The sequence below is a fragment of the Streptococcus sp. genome (assembly GCF_019414905.1).
Taxonomy (GTDB): Bacteria; Bacillota; Bacilli; order Lactobacillales; family Streptococcaceae; genus Streptococcus.
Map to the genome: position 1 here is coordinate 1 of NZ_DXLC01000028.1, position 17,878 is coordinate 17,878.

15 protein-coding genes and 2 pseudogenes are annotated in these 17,878 nt (G+C 43.4%); all 17 read left to right on the top strand.

The features are described 5' to 3' along the window. Positions 1-137: 137 nt before the first annotated feature. Positions 138-317, top strand: a complete 180-nt coding sequence (locus QZ359_RS00640) for a hypothetical protein (protein ID WP_000846993.1) — start codon at positions 138-140, stop codon at positions 315-317. Positions 318-394: 77 nt separating this feature from the next. Beyond that, complete coding sequence (locus QZ359_RS00645) at positions 395-625, top strand: bacteriocin immunity protein (protein WP_265471991.1); 231 nt, start codon at positions 395-397, stop codon at positions 623-625. Positions 626-984: 359 nt separating this feature from the next. Continuing rightward, positions 985-1,173, top strand: coding sequence for a hypothetical protein (locus tag QZ359_RS00650; RefSeq protein ID WP_293951868.1), 189 nt, complete (start codon positions 985-987; stop codon positions 1,171-1,173). A gap of 157 nt (positions 1,174-1,330) precedes the next feature. Continuing rightward, a complete protein-coding gene (gene comA, locus QZ359_RS00655) occupies positions 1,331-3,484 on the top strand; it encodes a peptide cleavage/export ABC transporter ComA (protein WP_293951870.1) in 2,154 nt (717 codons plus the stop codon). Between the two features lie 12 nt (positions 3,485-3,496). After that, on the top strand, positions 3,497-4,846 hold the full coding sequence (comB, locus tag QZ359_RS00660) for a competence pheromone export protein ComB (RefSeq protein WP_101782701.1): 1,350 nt from the start codon (positions 3,497-3,499) through the stop codon (positions 4,844-4,846). A gap of 169 nt (positions 4,847-5,015) precedes the next feature. After that, positions 5,016-5,723 (top strand): phosphoribosylaminoimidazolesuccinocarboxamide synthase, encoded by a 708-nt coding sequence (purC, locus tag QZ359_RS00665; RefSeq protein ID WP_261026023.1) that lies wholly within the window; start codon positions 5,016-5,018, stop codon positions 5,721-5,723. Between the two features lie 67 nt (positions 5,724-5,790). Beyond that, entirely contained in the window at positions 5,791-9,516 is a 3,726-nt protein-coding gene (locus tag QZ359_RS00670) for a phosphoribosylformylglycinamidine synthase (protein ID WP_293951878.1), read from the top strand. A 93-nt stretch (positions 9,517-9,609) separates the two neighbouring features. Next, a complete protein-coding gene (gene purF / locus QZ359_RS00675) occupies positions 9,610-11,052 on the top strand; it encodes an amidophosphoribosyltransferase (RefSeq protein WP_004262552.1) in 1,443 nt (480 codons plus the stop codon). A gap of 321 nt (positions 11,053-11,373) precedes the next feature. Beyond that, positions 11,374-12,396 (top strand): phosphoribosylformylglycinamidine cyclo-ligase, encoded by a 1,023-nt coding sequence (purM, locus tag QZ359_RS00680; protein ID WP_293951882.1) that lies wholly within the window; start codon positions 11,374-11,376, stop codon positions 12,394-12,396. Continuing rightward, entirely contained in the window at positions 12,393-12,944 is a 552-nt protein-coding gene (gene purN, locus QZ359_RS00685) for a phosphoribosylglycinamide formyltransferase (RefSeq protein WP_261022623.1), read from the top strand. Before purM ends, purN begins: the two co-directional genes overlap by 4 nt. 44 nt (positions 12,945-12,988) lie before the next feature. Further along, the gene (locus QZ359_RS00690; RefSeq protein WP_293951885.1) at positions 12,989-13,453 is read left to right on the top strand and encodes a GNAT family N-acetyltransferase; all 465 of its coding nucleotides are present in this window, start codon (positions 12,989-12,991) and stop codon (positions 13,451-13,453) included. A 1-nt stretch (position 13,454) separates the two neighbouring features. Continuing rightward, positions 13,455-13,644: pseudogene (locus QZ359_RS00695) on the top strand (hypothetical protein); the annotation flags it as partial. A 29-nt stretch (positions 13,645-13,673) separates the two neighbouring features. Next, positions 13,674-13,817: pseudogene (locus QZ359_RS00700) on the top strand (formyltransferase family protein); the annotation flags it as partial. A gap of 200 nt (positions 13,818-14,017) precedes the next feature. Then, complete coding sequence (gene purH / locus QZ359_RS00705; RefSeq protein WP_293951887.1) at positions 14,018-15,565, top strand: bifunctional phosphoribosylaminoimidazolecarboxamide formyltransferase/IMP cyclohydrolase; 1,548 nt, start codon at positions 14,018-14,020, stop codon at positions 15,563-15,565. Between the two features lie 120 nt (positions 15,566-15,685). Continuing rightward, on the top strand, positions 15,686-16,951 hold the full coding sequence (gene purD / locus QZ359_RS00710; RefSeq protein ID WP_293951889.1) for a phosphoribosylamine--glycine ligase: 1,266 nt from the start codon (positions 15,686-15,688) through the stop codon (positions 16,949-16,951). Between the two features lie 198 nt (positions 16,952-17,149). Then, on the top strand, positions 17,150-17,641 hold the full coding sequence (purE, locus tag QZ359_RS00715; protein WP_293951891.1) for a 5-(carboxyamino)imidazole ribonucleotide mutase: 492 nt from the start codon (positions 17,150-17,152) through the stop codon (positions 17,639-17,641). Then, a partial coding sequence (locus QZ359_RS00720) for an NAD(P)-dependent oxidoreductase (RefSeq protein WP_293951893.1) occupies positions 17,628-17,878 on the top strand: 251 nt, incomplete at its 3' end. The genes purE and QZ359_RS00720, both read left to right, overlap by 14 nt.

The following is a 17,878-nucleotide window of genomic DNA, read 5'->3' on the forward strand; positions in this document are numbered from 1 at the left end:
GCATATTTTGGTATTTTTCGCAAAGATTTGTCAAAAAATAATCAAAACTATAAATGAAGAATATGAATCAAAAGGATTTTGTGTATATGAATGGTAGTGTTTTTCCGCCATTCTTGTCAGGTAATTAGGAGTTTCTTATGAAAACATTTTTATTAGGCTTTGCTGAGGGTTATTTTACCGTATCACTCATAATCTACATCGCAACGTATTTGATTTTGAAAAATCCGATCAATACCCTATTTTATCCAGAAATTTACCCTGTTTTATTTGGGCTCTTTTATCTAGGATATAAGGTCAATAAAAAGCAAGTAGAGTGAGCAGTTAGGAATGACTTGTTAGTCTGTGCTAAAATGACTAGAGTATAATCTAAGAATGCATCACATTGGAGTTTAATATGAAATTTGTTAAATCAATACTGAAAGTTTGGCCTGAAATTATGGTATTACTTAGTTCAATGTCTTATATCATCATCAGATTAGTAGCTGATATGAATAAAGTATCTTTACCTACTTGGCTTGATAGTTTCAATATACCAACGATTGCATTATTTATGATGGTCTTCATTCTTTTATACAGAAGTAAAGAAAAAAGAATAGATAAATTTGAAGCAGTAGACGCTCTATAGGGAATAGGTGTTTTATAGTAACGAATCAAAAAAGGAGTAACTATGAATCGTAATTTAGAACGGTGTTATCTATTCTGACTATGAATAGATCATACCAGAGGTGGCTTAGAAATAACAGGGACATTAGAAATTGAAGTAATAAATAGGATGTCGTAAAGGTTACTATCAATGATTTATTTGTCCCAAGCTTGCCTAGGGTGTCAGAAAAAAATCATTTTCCTTTCAATAGCATATTTTTAGTAGGTAGGACGTTTGTTCTGCCTATTTTTTGCCAAAAGTGCAGTTGAGGTGTTTATTTGGAGTTTTACATATATTTTTGATAAAATAGGTATAGAAATTAGGAGAGCTGAAGAAAAGAAATGAAGAAGGTTTTAGGATATTTTTTAGTATTTGTTTTTCTATTTTTGATGAATATTTTCATCTTTAAGATACTAGCAACTCGGGGATTTCAGCTGACAATGAGTGAAAAGAGTTATATTGTACCACCGCTGTTTTCGATTATCGTTTTATATATGATTGACAAAAGAATTAGGAAGAAAAAGAAATAAATATATATTTTAGGTAGAACGTTTGTTCTGCTTATTTTTTTATCCAAAAAGTACAGTTGGGAGGTAGATAGGAGCATTTGGGAAGGAAGTCCAGTTTTTGTTTGAGGATTGGGGTAAGATAGTTATTATAAGATGAGTTTAGGAAAAGGAGATGAATATGAAATTTGGGAAACGTCACTATCGTCCGCAGGTGGATCAGATGGACTGCGGTGTAGCTTCATTAGCCATGGTTTTTGGCTACTATGGTAGTTATTATTCTTTGGCTCACTTGCGAGAATTGGCCAAGACGACCATGGATGGGACGACGGCTTTGGGCTTGGTCAAGGTGGCAGAGGAGATTGGCTTTGAGACGCGGGCCATTAAGGCGGATATGACGCTCTTTGACTTGCCAGATTTGACCTTTCCTTTTGTTGCCCATGTGCTTAAGGAAGGAAAATTGCTCCACTACTATGTGGTGACTGGGCAGGACAAGGACAGCATTCATATTGCCGACCCAGATCCTGGGGTGAAATTGACCAAACTGCCACGTGAGCGTTTTGCGGAAGAATGGACAGGAGTGACTCTTTTTATGGCACCTAGTCCAGACTACAAGCCTCATAAGGATCAAAAGAATGGTTTGCTCTCTTTTATACCTATATTAGTGAAGCAGCGTGGCTTGATTGCCAATATCGTTTTGGCAACACTCTTGGTAACCTTGATTAACATTGTGGGTTCTTATTATTTGCAGTCTATCATTGATACCTATGTACCAGACCAGATGCGTTCGACGTTGGGGATTATTTCTATTGGGCTGGTCATCGTCTATATTCTCCAGCAGGTCTTGTCTTACGCTCAGGAGTATCTCTTACTTGTTTTGGGGCAACGCTTGTCGATTGACGTAATTTTGTCCTATATCAAGCATGTTTTTCACCTGCCTATGTCCTTTTTTGCGACACGCAGGACAGGGGAAATCGTGTCTCGTTTCACGGATGCTAACAGTATCATTGATGCGCTAGCTTCGACCATTCTTTCGATTTTCCTAGATGTGTCAACGGTTGTCATTATTTCCCTTGTTTTATTTTCACAAAATACCAATCTCTTTTTCATGACTTTATTGGCACTTCCTATCTATACAGTGATTATCTTTGCTTTTATGAAGCCGTTTGAAAAGATGAATCGGGATACCATGGAAGCCAATGCAGTTCTGTCTTCTTCTATCATTGAGGACATCAACGGTATTGAGACTATTAAGTCCTTGACCAGTGAGAGTCAGCGTTACCAAAAAATTGACAAGGAATTTGTGGATTATCTGAAAAAATCCTTTACCTATAGTAGGGCAGAGAGTCAGCAAAAGGCTCTGAAAAAAGTTGCCCATCTCTTGCTCAATGTCGGCATTCTCTGGATGGGGGCTGTTCTGGTCATGGATGGCAAGATGAGTTTGGGGCAGTTGATTACCTATAATACCTTGCTGGTTTACTTTACCAATCCTTTGGAAAATATCATCAACCTGCAAACCAAACTTCAGACAGCGCAGGTCGCCAATAACCGTCTAAATGAGGTTTATCTAGTAGCTTCGGAGTTTGAGGAGAAGAAAACAGTTGAGGATTTGAGCTTGATGAAGGGAGAGATGACTTTCAAGCAGGTTCATTACAAGTATGGCTATGGTCGAGACGTCTTGTCGGATATCAATTTGACTATTCCCCAAGGTTCTAAGGTGGCTTTTGTGGGAATTTCAGGCTCAGGTAAGACGACCTTGGCCAAGATGATGGTTAATTTTTACGACCCAAGTCAGGGAGAGATTAGTCTGGGTGGCGTCAATCTAAATCAGATTGATAAAAAAGCCCTGCGCCAGTATATCAACTATCTGCCTCAACAGCCCTATGTCTTTAACGGAACGATTTTGGAGAATCTTCTTTTGGGAGCTAAGGAGGGGACGACACAGGAAGATATCTTACGGGCGGTCGAATTGGCAGAGATTCGGGAGGATATCGAGCGTATGCCACTGAATTACCAGACAGAATTGACTTCGGATGGGGCAGGAATCTCAGGTGGTCAACGTCAGAGAATTGCTCTGGCGCGTGCTCTCTTGACGGATGCACCGGTCTTGATTTTGGATGAGGCGACCAGCAGTTTGGATATTTTGACAGAGAAGCGGATTGTAGATAATCTGATGGCTTTAGACAAGACCTTGATTTTCATTGCTCACCGCTTGACCATTGCAGAGCGGACAGAGAAGGTTGTTGTCTTGGATCAGGGCAAGATTGTTGAAGAAGGAAATCATGCTGATTTACTTGCACGGGGTGGATTTTACGCCCATTTGGTGAATAGCTAGAAAGAGGAGAGGATGAAACCAGAATTTTTAGAAAGTGCGGAGTTTTATAATCGTCGTTACCATAATTTTTCCAGTCGGGTGATTGTCCCCATGTCCCTTCTGCTCGTGTTTTTGCTTGGATTTGCAACATTTGCAGAGAAGGAGATGAGTTTGTCTACTAGAGCTACTGTTGAGCCTAGTCGAATCCTTGCAAATATCCAGTCAACTAGCAACAATCGTATGCTTGTCAATCATTTGGAAGAAAATAAGCTGGTTAAAAAGGGAGAACTGTTAGTTCAATATCAGGAAGGGGCAGAGGGTGTCCAAGCGGAGTCTTATGCCAGTCAGTTGGACATGCTCAAGGATCAAAAAAAGCAATTGGAGTATTTGCAGAAGAGCTTGCAAGAAGGGGAGAACCACTTTCCAGAGGAGGATAAGTTTGGCTACCAAGCCACCTTTCGCGACTACATCAGTCAAGCAGGCAGTCTTAGGGCTAGTACATCGCAACAAAATGAGACCATCGCATCCCAGAATGCAGCAGCTAGCCAAACCCAAGTCGAAATCGGCAACCTCATCAGTCAAACAGAGGCTAAAATTCGCGATTACCAGACAGCTAAGTCAGCTATTGAAACAGGTACTTCCTTGGCCAGTCAGAATCTAGCCTATTCTCTCTACCAGTTCTATAAGTCTCAGGGGGAGGAAAATCCGCAAGCTAAGGCACAAGCAGTTGCGCAGGTTGAAGCGCAGCTTTCTCAGTTAGAATCTAGTCTTGCTACTTACCGTGTTCAGTATGCAGGTTCAGGTACCCAGCAAGCCTATGCGTCTGGTTTAAGTAGTCAATTAGAGTCCCTTAAATCCCAACACTTAGCAAAGGTTGGTCAGGAATTGACCCTTCTAGACCAGAAAATTTTGGAGGCAGAATCGGGTAAGAAGGTTCAGGGAAATCTTTTAGACAAGGGGAAAATTACGGCAAGTGAGGATGGGGTGCTTCACCTTAATCCTGAGACCAGTGATTCTACTATGGTAGCAGAAGGTGCCTTACTAGCCCAACTTTATCCGTCCTTGGAAAAAGAAGGGAAAGCCAAACTAACAGCTTATCTTAGTTCAAAAGATGTAGCAAGGATTAAGGTCGGTGATTCTGTTCGCTATACTACGACTCATGATGCCAAGAATCAGCTTTTCCTAGATTCTACTATTACCAGCATCGATGCGACAGCTACCAAGACTGAAAAAGGGAATTTCTTTAAAATTGAGGCGGAGACTAATCTAACTTCGGAGCAGGCTGCAAAACTTCGGTACGGGGTGGAAGGTCGTCTGCAGATGATTACAGGTAAGAAAAGTTACCTGCGTTATTATTTGGATCAATTTTTGAACAAAGAGTAATGTTCGTGTTTTTAGAGTTAAATAATTTTTAAACTGTGAGAAATCTTTTTCTTGCAGTTTTTTCTTTATGATTTTTGAGGCTGTTACGTTATTTATTCGGTTAAATTCTTGTAATTTTAGGTTTTTTATGGTAGAATGTGCTCAAGTAATACGAAAGGCGAACTTTAAAATGTCAAAACAATTGATCTATTCGGGAAAAGCTAAAGATATCTATACAACTGAGGATGAAAATCTTATTATTTCAACTTACAAGGACCAGGCGACTGCTTTCAACGGTGTCAAGAAGGAACAGATTGCAGGTAAGGGAGTCTTGAATAATCAGATTTCATCTTTTATTTTTGAGAAATTAAATGCGGCTGGTGTGGCGACTCACTTTGTGGAGAAACTTTCAGACACGGAACAACTCAATAAAAAGGTTAAGATTATTCCTTTGGAAGTCGTGCTTCGCAACTACACGGCTGGTTCTTTTTCAAAACGTTTTGGTGTGGATGAGGGAATCGCCTTGGAGACTCCGATTGTTGAATTTTACTACAAAAATGATGATTTGGATGACCCATTTATCAATGACGAGCATGTAAAATTCCTACAGATTGCGGATGACCAGCAAATCGCCTACTTGAAGGAAGAAACTCGTCGCATCAATGAACTCTTGAAAACTTGGTTTGCTGAGATTGGGCTTAAGTTGATTGACTTTAAGCTAGAGTTCGGTTTTGACAAAGATGGCAAGATTATCTTAGCAGATGAATTTTCACCAGATAACTGCCGTTTGTGGGATGCGGATGGCAACCACATGGACAAGGATGTTTTTCGTAGAGGATTGGGAGAACTAACAGACGTTTATGAGATTGTTTGGGAAAAGTTACAGGAATTGAAATAATCTATTTGCAAGACTCTCAAGGTCATTTGGAAAGATTGCAAGAGCTGAAATAAAGGAATAAGAATTGATGGATAAACGTATTTTTGTTGAAAAAAAGGCTGATTTTCAGGTCAAGTCAGAGAGTTTGGTTAGAGAACTCCAGCATAACTTGGGACTTTCAAGCTTGAAAAGTATTCGCATCGTGCAAGTGTATGATGTCTTTAACTTGGCAGAGGACCTGTTTGCACCTGCAGAGAAACACATCTTCTCTGAGCAGGTGACAGATCATGTCTTGGACGAAGCGGCTGTGCAGGCGGATCTGGCTAACTATGCTTTCTTTGCTATTGAAAGTCTACCTGGGCAGTTTGACCAGCGTGCAGCATCTTCACAGGAAGCCTTGCTTTTGCTAGGTAGCTCGAGTGATGTAACAGTCAATACCGCTCAACTTTACTTAGTCAATAAAGATATTGATGCGACTGAGTTGGAAGCAGTCAAGAACTACTTGCTCAATCCAGTTGATTCTCGTTTCAAGGACATCACGACAGGGATTGCCAAGCAGGAATTTTCTGAGTCAGACAAGACCATTCCTAAATTGACTTTCTTTGAAAACTATACAGCAGAAGACTTTGCGCGCTACAAGGCTAAACAAGGGATGGCCATGGAAGTGGATGATTTGCTTTTTATCCAAGACTACTTCAAGTCAATCGGGCGCGTGCCGACGGAAACAGAACTCAAGGTTTTGGACACTTACTGGTCTGACCACTGCCGTCACACGACTTTTGAGACAGAGTTGAAGCAGATTGATTTCTCAGCTTCTAAATTCCAAAAACAATTGCAGTCAACCTATGACAAATATATTGCTATGCGCGAAGAGTTGGGTCGCTCTGAAAAACCACAAACCTTGATGGATATGGCGACTATTTTCGGTCGTTATGAGCGTGCTAATGGACGTTTGGATGACATGGAAGTGTCAGATGAAATCAATGCTTGCTCAGTAGAAATCGAAGTGGACGTTAATGGTGTGAAAGAACCATGGCTCCTCATGTTCAAGAACGAAACCCACAATCACCCAACGGAAATTGAGCCATTTGGTGGTGCTGCTACCTGTATCGGTGGAGCCATTCGTGACCCATTGTCAGGTCGTTCCTACGTTTATCAAGCCATGCGTATTTCAGGTGCTGGTGATATTACAGCACCGATTTCGGAAACGCGTGCTGGTAAGCTGCCACAACAGGTTATTTCTAAGACAGCTGCTCATGGTTATTCTTCATATGGTAACCAGATTGGGCTTGCGACGACCTACGTTCGTGAGTATTTCCATCCAGGCTTTGTAGCTAAACGCATGGAGCTTGGTGCTGTTGTCGGAGCGGCTCCTAAGGGCAATGTTGTCCGTGAAAAACCGGAAGCGGGTGATGTCATTATCCTCCTTGGAGGTAAGACTGGACGTGATGGTGTCGGTGGTGCGACGGGCTCTTCTAAGGTTCAAACGGTTGAGTCTGTGGAAACTGCTGGAGCTGAGGTTCAAAAAGGGAATGCCATCGAAGAACGTAAGATTCAGCGCCTCTTCCGTAATGGTGATGTCACTCGTCTCATTAAGAAATCCAACGACTTTGGTGCTGGTGGTGTCTGTGTAGCTATTGGTGAATTAGCAGACGGTCTTGAAATCGACCTTAACAAGGTGCCTCTTAAATACCAAGGCTTGAATGGTACCGAAATTGCCATCTCTGAATCACAAGAACGTATGGCGGTTGTGGTTCGTCCTGAGGACGTAGATGCATTTGTTGTAGAATGTAACAAAGAGAATATTGATGCTGTTGTTGTTGCGACAGTGACAGAAAAACCAAATCTAGTTATGCACTGGAATGGTGAAATCATTGTAGACTTGGAACGCCGTTTCCTTGATACCAATGGTGTACGAGTGGTTGTCGATGCTAAAGTTGTGGACAAAGATGTCAAGCTTCCAGAAGAACGCACAACAAGCGCTAACACACTTGAAGTTGATACCCTTGCGGTTCTATCTGATTTGAATCATGCGAGTCAAAAAGGATTACAGACTATCTTTGACTGCTCTGTTGGACGCTCAACGGTCAATCACCCACTTGGTGGTCGTTACCAACTCACACCAACTGAGGCATCTGTGCAGAAATTGCCAGTTCAACACGGTGTGACTCATACTGCGTCAGTCATGGCTCAAGGTTTCAACCCTTATGTAGCAGAATGGTCTCCATACCACGGTGCTGCTTATGCGGTTATTGAAGCGACTGCTCGTTTGGTGGCTGCTGGTGCCAACTGGTCTAAGGCTCGTTTCTCTTACCAAGAGTATTTCGAACGCATGGACAAACAAGCTGAGCGTTTTGGTCAGCCAGTAGCAGCTCTCCTAGGCTCTATTGAAACTCAGATTCAGCTTGGTTTGCCATCTATCGGTGGGAAGGACTCTATGTCTGGTACCTTTGAAGAATTAACTGTGCCACCAACCTTGGTAGCCTTTGGGGTGACGACGGCAGATAGCCGTAATGTGCTCTCTCCAGAATTTAAAGCTGTTGGGGAAAATATCTACTACATCCCAGGTCAAGCACTCTCAGCAGAGATTGATTTTGACTTAATTAAGTCAAATTTTGCTCAGTTTGAAGCCCTTCAAAAGGCTCATAAAGTGACATCTGCATCAGCTGTCAAATATGGTGGTGTTGTTGAAAGTTTGGCACTTGCTACCTTTGGAAATCATATCGGTGCAGAGGTAACCTTGCCTGAACTTGAAAGTTCTTTGACAGCACAATTGGGCGGATTTGTCTTCACATCGCCTGAAGAAATCACTAGAGTAGAGAAGATCGGTCAAACAAGTGCAGACTTTACACTACTTGTCAATGGTGTAAAGCTAGATGGACAGAAACTTGACAGTGCCTTCCAAGGGACATTGGAAGAAGTTTACCCAACAGAATTTGCTCAAGCGAAAGAATTGGACGAGGTTCCAGCTGTCGCTTCTAAGGCAGTCATCAGAGCAAAAGAAATCCTTGAAAAACCTGTGGTTTACATCCCAGTCTTCCCAGGAACTAACTCAGAATATGATTCAGCTAAGGCTTTCGAAAAAGAAGGTGCAGAGGTCAACTTGGTGCCATTTGTGACCTTGAATGAAGAAGCCATTGTCAAGTCAGTTGAAACTATGGTTGACAACATCGGTAAGGCTAACATTCTCTTCTTTGCAGGTGGATTCTCAGCTGCGGATGAGCCAGATGGTTCAGCTAAGTTTATTGTCAATATTCTGCTCAATGAAAAAGTGCGTGCAGCTATTGATAGCTTTATCGCCCGTGGTGGCTTGATTATCGGTATCTGTAATGGCTTCCAGGCTTTGGTCAAATCAGGTCTTCTTCCATATGGGAACTTTGAAGATGCCAAAAGTACTAGCCCAACCCTCTTCTACAATGATGCCAACCAACACGTGGCCAAGATGGTAGAAACTCGCATTGCCAATACCAACTCACCATGGTTGGCTGGTGTGCAAGTGGGCGATATCCACGCTATTCCTGTTTCGCACGGTGAAGGGAAGTTTGTCGTGACGGCTGAAGAATTTGCAGAGCTCTGTGACAATGGCCAAATTTTCAGCCAATACGTTGATTTTGACGGCAAACCAAGTATGGATTCTAAGTACAATCCGAATGGTTCCGTCCATGCCATTGAAGGAATTACCAGCAAGAACGGCCAAATCATCGGTAAGATGGGACACTCAGAACGTTATGAAGACGGTCTTTTCCAAAACATCCCAGGAAATAAAGACCAGCACCTGTTCGCGTCAGCGGTTAAATACTTTACTGGAAAATAAGACTTGCAGATTTTCTAATAGATAGTGTCAGTAATGTAAAAGTCATGTAGATTTAGCTCTTGGTGCTACACAAATAAAAATTAGGTATATAAAATGACATACGAAGTAAAATCTCTTAATGAAGAATGTGGTGTTTTCGGTATCTGGGGACATCCAGATGCTGCTAAATTGACCTATTTTGGTCTCCACAGTCTTCAACACCGTGGTCAGGAGGGGGCAGGAATCCTTTCCAATGACCAAGGAAAACTAAAGCGGCATCGCGATATGGGCCTTCTATCAGAAGTCTTCAGAAATCCTGCCAACTTAGATAAATTGACAGGGACTGGTGCGATTGGGCATGTGCGTTACGCGACTGCTGGCGAAGCTTCTGTAGATAATATCCAGCCCTTCCTCTTCCGTTTTCACGATATGCAGTTTGGGTTGGCTCATAATGGAAATCTGACCAATGCAGCCTCTCTCAAGAAAGAACTGGAACAAAGAGGAGCGATTTTCAGCGCGACTTCGGACTCTGAAATCTTGGCTCACCTCATTCGTCGCAGTCATAATCCTAGCCTGATGGGCAAAATCAAGGAAGCGCTCAGTCTTGTCAAAGGTGGTTTTGCCTATATCTTGCTGTTTGAGGACAAGTTGATTGCGGCTCTTGACCCCAATGGTTTCCGTCCGCTTTCTATCGGGAAAATGGCTAACGGAGCGGTGGTTGTTTCCTCTGAAACCTGTGCTTTTGAGGTTATTGGTGCTGAATGGATTCGTGATTTGAAGCCAGGTGAGATTGTGATCATTGATGACAAGGGCATCCAGTATGATAGCTATACAGATGATACTCAGTTAGCAATCTGTTCCATGGAGTATATCTACTTTGCTCGCCCTGATTCTAATATCCACGGTGTCAATGTTCATACGGCACGTAAACGTATGGGTGCCCAATTGGCGCGTGAATTCAAGCATGAGGCGGATATCGTGGTCGGTGTGCCCAATTCTTCCCTCAGCGCGGCTATGGGATTTGCGGAAGAATCTGGTTTGCCAAATGAAATGGGTCTTATCAAGAACCAATACACCCAACGTACCTTTATCCAACCGACTCAAGAATTGCGTGAGCAAGGGGTACGGATGAAACTCTCTGCTGTTTCAGGTGTTGTCAAAGGCAAGCGTGTTGTTATGATTGATGACTCTATTGTACGTGGAACAACCTCTCGTCGGATCGTTCAGCTCTTGAAAGAAGCGGGTGCAACTGAGGTTCACGTTGCTATTGGTAGTCCAGCGCTAGCTTATCCATGTTTCTACGGGATTGATATCCAGACCCGTCAGGAGCTAATTGCGGCCAATCATACTGTTGAAGAAACGCGTCAAATCATTGGTGCGGACAGTCTGACTTATCTTTCTGTTGAAGGATTGATTGATTCGATTGGGATTGAAACGGATGCGCCAAATGGTGGTCTCTGTGTCGCTTACTTTGACGGTGACTACCCAACACCTCTCTACGACTACGAAGAAGACTATCGTAGAAGTTTGGAAGAAAAGACCAGTTTTTACAAATAGATGACAGATTCTCCATTAAAGAAAAGGAATATAAAAATGACAAAAAATGCTTATGCTTATGCTTCACGTCTCGCTACTGACTAAAAGCTAAAGCATTTGTCAGTAGACGCTTTGTCCTATGGGGCAAAGCTAGAACCCTGACTAGTATTTTTATACTCTTCGAAAATCAAATTCAAACCACGTCAGCTTCACCTTGCCGTACTCAAGTACAGCCTGCGGCTAGCTTCCTAGTTTGCTCTTTGATTTTCATTGAGTATTAGATAAAATAATTGTTTATCTAAAAATACGTCGCAATCTTTCTCAAAGAAAAGGAACATAAAAATGGCAAATAAAAATGCGTACGCTCAATCTGGTGTGGATGTTGAAGCGGGTTATGAAGTTGTTGAACGAATCAAAAAGCACGTGGCTCGTACGGAGCGTGCAGGTGTCATGGGAGCTCTGGGTGGCTTTGGTGGTATGTTTGACCTTTCAAAGACTGGGGTTAAAGAACCCGTCTTGATTTCAGGAACTGATGGTGTCGGAACCAAGCTCATGTTGGCTATCAAGTACGACAAGCATGACACGATTGGGCAGGACTGTGTGGCCATGTGTGTCAATGATATCATTGCTGCAGGTGCGGAGCCCCTCTATTTCCTTGACTACGTAGCGACAGGGAAGAATGAACCAGCTAAGCTAGAACAAGTTGTCGCTGGTGTGGCAGAAGGTTGTGCGCAGGCAGGCGCTGCCCTCATCGGTGGGGAAACGGCTGAAATGCCGGGCATGTACGGCGAAGATGACTATGACTTGGCTGGCTTTGCGGTCGGTGTGGCTGAAAAATCTCAAATCATTGACGGTTCAAAGGTGGCAGAAGGAGATGTTCTTCTCGGACTTGCTTCAAGTGGGATTCATTCCAATGGTTACTCTCTCGTCCGTCGTGTCTTTGCGGATTACACAGGTGAGGAAATCTTGCCAGAATTGGAAGGCAAGCAACTCAAGGAAGTTCTTCTTGAGCCGACTCGTATCTATGTCAAGGCTGTTTTACCACTTATCAAGGAAGGCTTGGTAAATGGTATTGCCCACATCACAGGTGGTGGCTTTATTGAGAATGTCCCTCGTATGTTTGCAGCTGACTTGGCTGCTGAGATTGAAGAAGACAAGGTTCCCGTGCTTCCTATTTTCAAAGCTCTTGAAAAATATGGTAAAATCAAACATGAAGAAATGTTTGAAATCTTCAATATGGGTGTGGGATTTATGCTGGCAGTTAGCCCTGAAAATGTAAGTCGTGTCAAGGAATTGTTGGATGAACCAGTCTATGAAATCGGTCGTATCGTCAAGAAAGAAAACGAAAGTGTCATCATCAAATGAAAAAAATAGCGGTTTTTGCCTCTGGTAATGGCTCAAATTTTCAGGTGATAGCGGAACAATTTCCAGTAGAGTTTGTCTTTTCAGACCATCGTGATGCCTATGTTCTCGAACGTGCAGACAAGCTCGGCGTTCTGTCCTATGCTTTTGAACTCAAGGAGTTTGAGAGCAAGGCAGACTACGAAGCAGCCCTTGTCGAACTCTTGGAAGAACATCAGATTGACTTGGTTTGTCTAGCAGGCTACATGAAAATCGTTGGGCCAACTTTATTAGCAGCTTATGAGGGCCGAATTATCAACATTCATCCAGCCTACCTACCAGAATTTCCAGGAGCTCATGGGATTGAGGATGCTTGGAATGCTGACATTGCTGAGAGTGGTGTTACCATTCACTGGGTGGATTCAGGTGTGGATACAGGAAAGGTTATCAAACAAGTTCGTGTGCCACGGTTAGCTGATGATACCATAGCCAGCTTTGAAGCACGGATCCATGAAGTGGAATATCAGCTCTATCCAGAAGTGTTGGAATGTTTGGGAGTAGGGAGAAGATAAGAAGTAAATCAAATTTTGATTGTGCAATCTTGCTAGGAGAAAAAATGATTGAACTGAAATTAGTAGATGAGAGCAGTTTTCAGGCAGTGCTGGATTTGAAAATATCTGAAGCTGATGAACGAGCACGTTTCGTGTCTCCAAATGTACGCTCTTTAGCTGACGCATGGCTCTACCGAGAGAATGGGGATGTGTTTCCAATGGCAATTTATTGGAATGAGCTTGTAGTTGGTTTTCTCCTGTTGGAAATAGATAAGGATGAAGCGGAATACTTTATCTGGCGGATAATGATTGGCCAGCAGTACCAAGGAAGAGGTTATGGACGAAAAGCCGTGGAATTTCTGATTAAAAAGGCTCAGATGGATAGCACTTGCAATCATATTATCGCAGATTATGTGGTTGGAAATGAAAAAATGAAGCACCTACTGACTAGTCTTGGTTTTCAGGAAACAGGATTTATAGAAGAAAATAACGAAGTCGCTATGCGCTTGGACCTAAAGAAAGAGGAATAGAATGACGAAAAAAGCTTTAATCAGTATCTCAAACAAAGAGGGCATTGTTGAATTTGCCCAAGAACTTTAAAAAACTCGGTTGGGACATCATCTCAACAGGTGGAACCAAGGTTGCCCTTGATAATGCTGGGGTGAGCACCAGTGCCATTGATGATTCATATGATATCTTTGATTTAAAATTGGAGTCAGTGATTGTTGAAGACGGATTCAAACGGAGGTATCGGGTGTGGACACTGGTAAGATCATCAAACAAGTTCGTGTGCCGCGGCTGGCTGATGATACCATAGAGAGTTTTGAAACTCGGATTCATGAGGCAGAGTACAAGTTGTATCCAGAGGTCATTAGAGAATTGTTGGACAAGTAAATGAAAAAATGGTTGGAAACACTTGCCTTGATTACCTTGGCAATCATTCTACGTTTACTAGTAAATTTTTTCTTCCCAGAGATTCCTTATTGGGGGAGATTTTTACTGACAGTAATTTTGGGAGTCTTGGTAATCGTCTCCCTATACTTTATGAATCGAAAAATTCGTAGGTAGAGAGTTTGAAAATGAAAGGAAAAAACATGACTAAACGCGCCTTAATCAGCGTCTCAAACAAAGTGGGCATTGTTGAATTTGCCCAAGAACTTAAAAAACTTGGTTGGGAGATTATCTCGACTGGTGGAACCAAGGTTGCCCTTGATACTGCTGGGGTGGACACCATTGCGATTGATGATGTGACTGGTTTTCCAGAAATGATGGACGGTCGTGTTAAGACCCTCCATCCAAATATCCATGGTGGACTCTTGGCTCGTCGTGACTTGGATAGTCACCTTCAAGCAGCCAAGGATAATCAAATTGAGCTTATCGACCTTGTTGTGGTCAACCTCTATCCTTTCAAGGAAACGATTCTCAAACCAGATGTGACGTACGCTGATGCGGTTGAGAACATCGATATCGGTGGGCCATCTATGCTTCGTTCAGCAGCTAAGAACCACGCTAGCGTAACAGTTGTGGTAGATCCTGCTGACTATACAGTGGTTTTGGACGAGTTGTCAGCCAATGGTGAAACGACTTATGAAACTCGCCAACGTTTGGCAGCCAAGGTTTTCCGTCATACAGCGGCTTATGACGCCTTGATTGCAGAGTATTTCACAGCTCAAGTCGGAGAAAGCAAACCTGAAAAGCTCACTTTGACCTATGATCTCAAACAAGCTATGCGTTACGGTGAGAACCCTCAACAAGACGCGGACTTTTACCAGAAAGCTTTGCCGACTGATTACTCCATTGCTTCAGCCAAACAGCTCAACGGGAAAGAATTGTCTTTCAACAATATCCGCGATGCTGATGCGGCCATTCGTATCATCCGTGATTTTAAAGACCGTCCAACCGTTGTGGCTCTCAAACACATGAACCCATGTGGAATCGGTCAGGCTGATGACATCGAGACTGCTTGGGACTACGCTTATGAGTCTGACCCAGTGTCTATCTTTGGTGGTATCGTTGTTCTTAACCGTGAGGTGGATGCTGCGACAGCTGAGAAGATGCATGGTGTATTCCTTGAAATCATCATTGCACCAAGCTATACGGATGAAGCGTTAGCCATTTTGACCAACAAAAAGAAAAACTTGCGTATCCTTGTCTTGCCATTTGATGCTCAAGAGGCTAGCGAAGTAGAAGCAGAATACACAGGTGTAGTTGGTGGACTTCTGGTGCAAAACCAAGATGTAGTCAAGGAAAGCCCAGCCGATTGGCAAGTGGTGACCAAACGCCAACCAACTGAGACAGAAGCGACAGCTCTTGAGTTTGCTTGGAAGGCTATTAAATACGTCAAATCAAACGGAATCATCGTAACCAACGACCACATGACACTTGGTGTTGGTCCAGGTCAAACTAACCGTGTTGCCTCTGTTCGTATCGCTATTGACCAAGCTAAAGACCGTCTTGACGGCGCTGTGCTTGCTTCTGATGCCTTCTTCCCATTTGCGGATAATGTGGAAGAAATCGCCAAAGCAGGTATCAAGGCTATCATCCAGCCAGGTGGCTCTGTCCGTGACCAAGAATCTATCGAAGCTGCGGATAAATACGGTTTGACCATGGTCTTCACAGGCGTGAGACATTTTAGACATTAAGAACACTAAAGGGAAGAAAACAGTTTCTTTCCTTTTTTGCTTAAAAATACTTAATAAAACAAGATTAAAACGAACGTTTGTGTTATAATGTTAGTAAATAATTCGCAAAGAGGTTGTAAGATGAAGCTGTTAGTTGTCGGTTCGGGTGGTCGTGAACATGCCATTGCTAAAAAGTTACTGGAGTCAAAAAGCGTTGAAAAGGTTTTTGTAGCTCCTGGGAATGACGGTATGACTCTGGATAGTCTGGAATTGGTAAATATCTCTATTTCCGAACATTCTGAATTGATTGAGTTTGTAAAAGCCAACGATGTTGCTTGGACCTTTATAGGGCCAGATGACGCCCTTGCGGCTGGTATCGTGGATGATTTCCATGTAGCTGGTCTCAAAGCCTTTGGTCCGACAAGATTGGCAGCGGAGCTGGAGTGGTCCAAGGATTTTGCTAAGGAAATCATGGTCAAATACGGCGTTCCGACAGCAACCTATGGCACATTCTCAGATTTCGAGGAAGCCAAGGCCTATATCGAAAAGCAGGGTGCGCCTATCGTAGTCAAGGCGGATGGCCTGGCGCTTGGGAAGGGTGTCGTCGTTGCGGAGAAGGTTGAGCAAGCAGTCGAAGCAGCTCACGAGATGCTTTTGGACAATAAATTTGGCGACTCAGGTGCGCGTGTGGTTATTGAGGAATTCCTTGAAGGAGAAGAGTTCTCTCTCTTTGCCTTTGTCAATGGCGACAAGTTCTATATCATGCCGACAGCGCAAGACCACAAACGTGCCTATGATGGCGATAAGGGGCCTAACACTGGTGGGATGGGTGCCTATGCGCCAGTTCCACACTTACCACAGAGTGTAGTTGATACAGCGGTTGACACCATTGTCAAGCCAGTCCTTGAAGGGATGATCAAAGAAGGTCGTCCGTATCTTGGTATCCTTTACGCAGGGCTTATTTTAACAGCAGACGGACCTAAGGTCATCGAGTTCAATGCTCGTTTCGGAGATCCTGAAACTCAGATTATCTTGCCTCGTTTGACATCTGATTTTGCCCAAAATATTACGGATATCCTAGACGGCAAAGAACCAGTTATCACTTGGACGGACAAGGGTGTGACTCTGGGTGTGGTTGTCGCATCCAAGGGTTACCCGCTAGACTATGAAAAAGGTGTCAAGTTGCCAGCCAAGACAAAAGGCGACATCATCACCTATTATGCAGGGGCTAAGTTTGAGGAAAATAGCAGAGCACTGCTCTCAAACGGTGGACGTGTCTATATGCTCGTCACCACAGCAGATACCGTCAAAGAAGCCCAAGAAACCATCTACCAAGAACTCTCCCAACAAAAAACAGAAGGCCTCTTTTACCGAACAGATATCGGAAGCAAGGCCATAAAAGATTAACAGACATATTTTCCATGGCGAGCGAAAGCGAGCCAAAGTAAGATAATGGTCGCCGTGGTGAAAAGACCAGAACAGTATCTGTTCTGGTCGGAGGAAACTTTGAGATTTTAGGCTCAAAATTTAGGAATGAAACCGAAGGTTTGCTTCCGTCCCCACCACCCAAGGCCATTATCAAAAAAGAAGAAAAAAGGAAAAATTATGACTAAACCAATTATTTCCATTATCATGGGCTCCAAATCAGACTGGGCAACCATACAAAAAACCGCCGAAGTTCTCGATCGCTTCGGTGTAGCCTACGAAAAGAAGGTTGTTTCTGCTCACCGCACACCAGACCTCATGTTCAAGCATGCAGAAGAGGCCCGTAGACGTGGCATCAAGGTCATCATCGCAGGTGCTGGAGGCGCTGCTCATTTGCCAGGAATGGTAGCTGCTAAGACTACCCTTCCAGTCATCGGGGTACCTGTCAAATCACGTGCTCTTAGTGGTGTGGACTCGCTTTACTCTATCGTACAGATGCCGGGCGGTGTGCCTGTAGCGACAATGGCTATCGGTGAAGCAGGGGCGACCAACGCAGCCCTCTTTGCTCTCCGTCTCCTGTCAGTAGAGGATCATGCTATCGCGACAGCATTGGCTGATTTCGCAGAAGAGCAAGGAAAAATCGCAGAGGAGTCTACAAATGAGCTCATCTAAAACAATCGGAATTATCGGTGGCGGCCAGCTGGGTCAAATGATGGCAATTTCTGCTATCTACATGGGCCACAAGGTTATCGCGCTGGATCCTGCGGCTGATTGTCCAGCATCTCGCGTAGCGGAGATCATCGTTGCTCCTTATAATGACGTGGATGCTCTGCGTCAGTTGGCTGAGCGTTGCGATGTCCTCACCTATGAGTTTGAAAATGTCGATGCTGACGGTTTGGATGCTGTTAT

Coding starts and splice junctions, on each gene's coding strand:
- QZ359_RS00640 (WP_000846993.1), top strand. CDS start 138: ATGAAAACATTTTTATTAGGCTTTGCTGAGGGTTATTTTACCGTATCA.
- QZ359_RS00645 (WP_265471991.1), top strand. CDS start 395: ATGAAATTTGTTAAATCAATACTGAAAGTTTGGCCTGAAATTATGGTA.
- QZ359_RS00650 (WP_293951868.1), top strand. CDS start 985: ATGAAGAAGGTTTTAGGATATTTTTTAGTATTTGTTTTTCTATTTTTG.
- comA (WP_293951870.1), top strand. CDS start 1,331: ATGAAATTTGGGAAACGTCACTATCGTCCGCAGGTGGATCAGATGGAC.
- comB (WP_101782701.1), top strand. CDS start 3,497: ATGAAACCAGAATTTTTAGAAAGTGCGGAGTTTTATAATCGTCGTTAC.
- purC (WP_261026023.1), top strand. CDS start 5,016: ATGTCAAAACAATTGATCTATTCGGGAAAAGCTAAAGATATCTATACA.
- QZ359_RS00670 (WP_293951878.1), top strand. CDS start 5,791: ATGGATAAACGTATTTTTGTTGAAAAAAAGGCTGATTTTCAGGTCAAG.
- purF (WP_004262552.1), top strand. CDS start 9,610: ATGACATACGAAGTAAAATCTCTTAATGAAGAATGTGGTGTTTTCGGT.
- purM (WP_293951882.1), top strand. CDS start 11,374: ATGGCAAATAAAAATGCGTACGCTCAATCTGGTGTGGATGTTGAAGCG.
- purN (WP_261022623.1), top strand. CDS start 12,393: ATGAAAAAAATAGCGGTTTTTGCCTCTGGTAATGGCTCAAATTTTCAG.
- QZ359_RS00690 (WP_293951885.1), top strand. CDS start 12,989: ATGATTGAACTGAAATTAGTAGATGAGAGCAGTTTTCAGGCAGTGCTG.
- purH (WP_293951887.1), top strand. CDS start 14,018: ATGACTAAACGCGCCTTAATCAGCGTCTCAAACAAAGTGGGCATTGTT.
- purD (WP_293951889.1), top strand. CDS start 15,686: ATGAAGCTGTTAGTTGTCGGTTCGGGTGGTCGTGAACATGCCATTGCT.
- purE (WP_293951891.1), top strand. CDS start 17,150: ATGACTAAACCAATTATTTCCATTATCATGGGCTCCAAATCAGACTGG.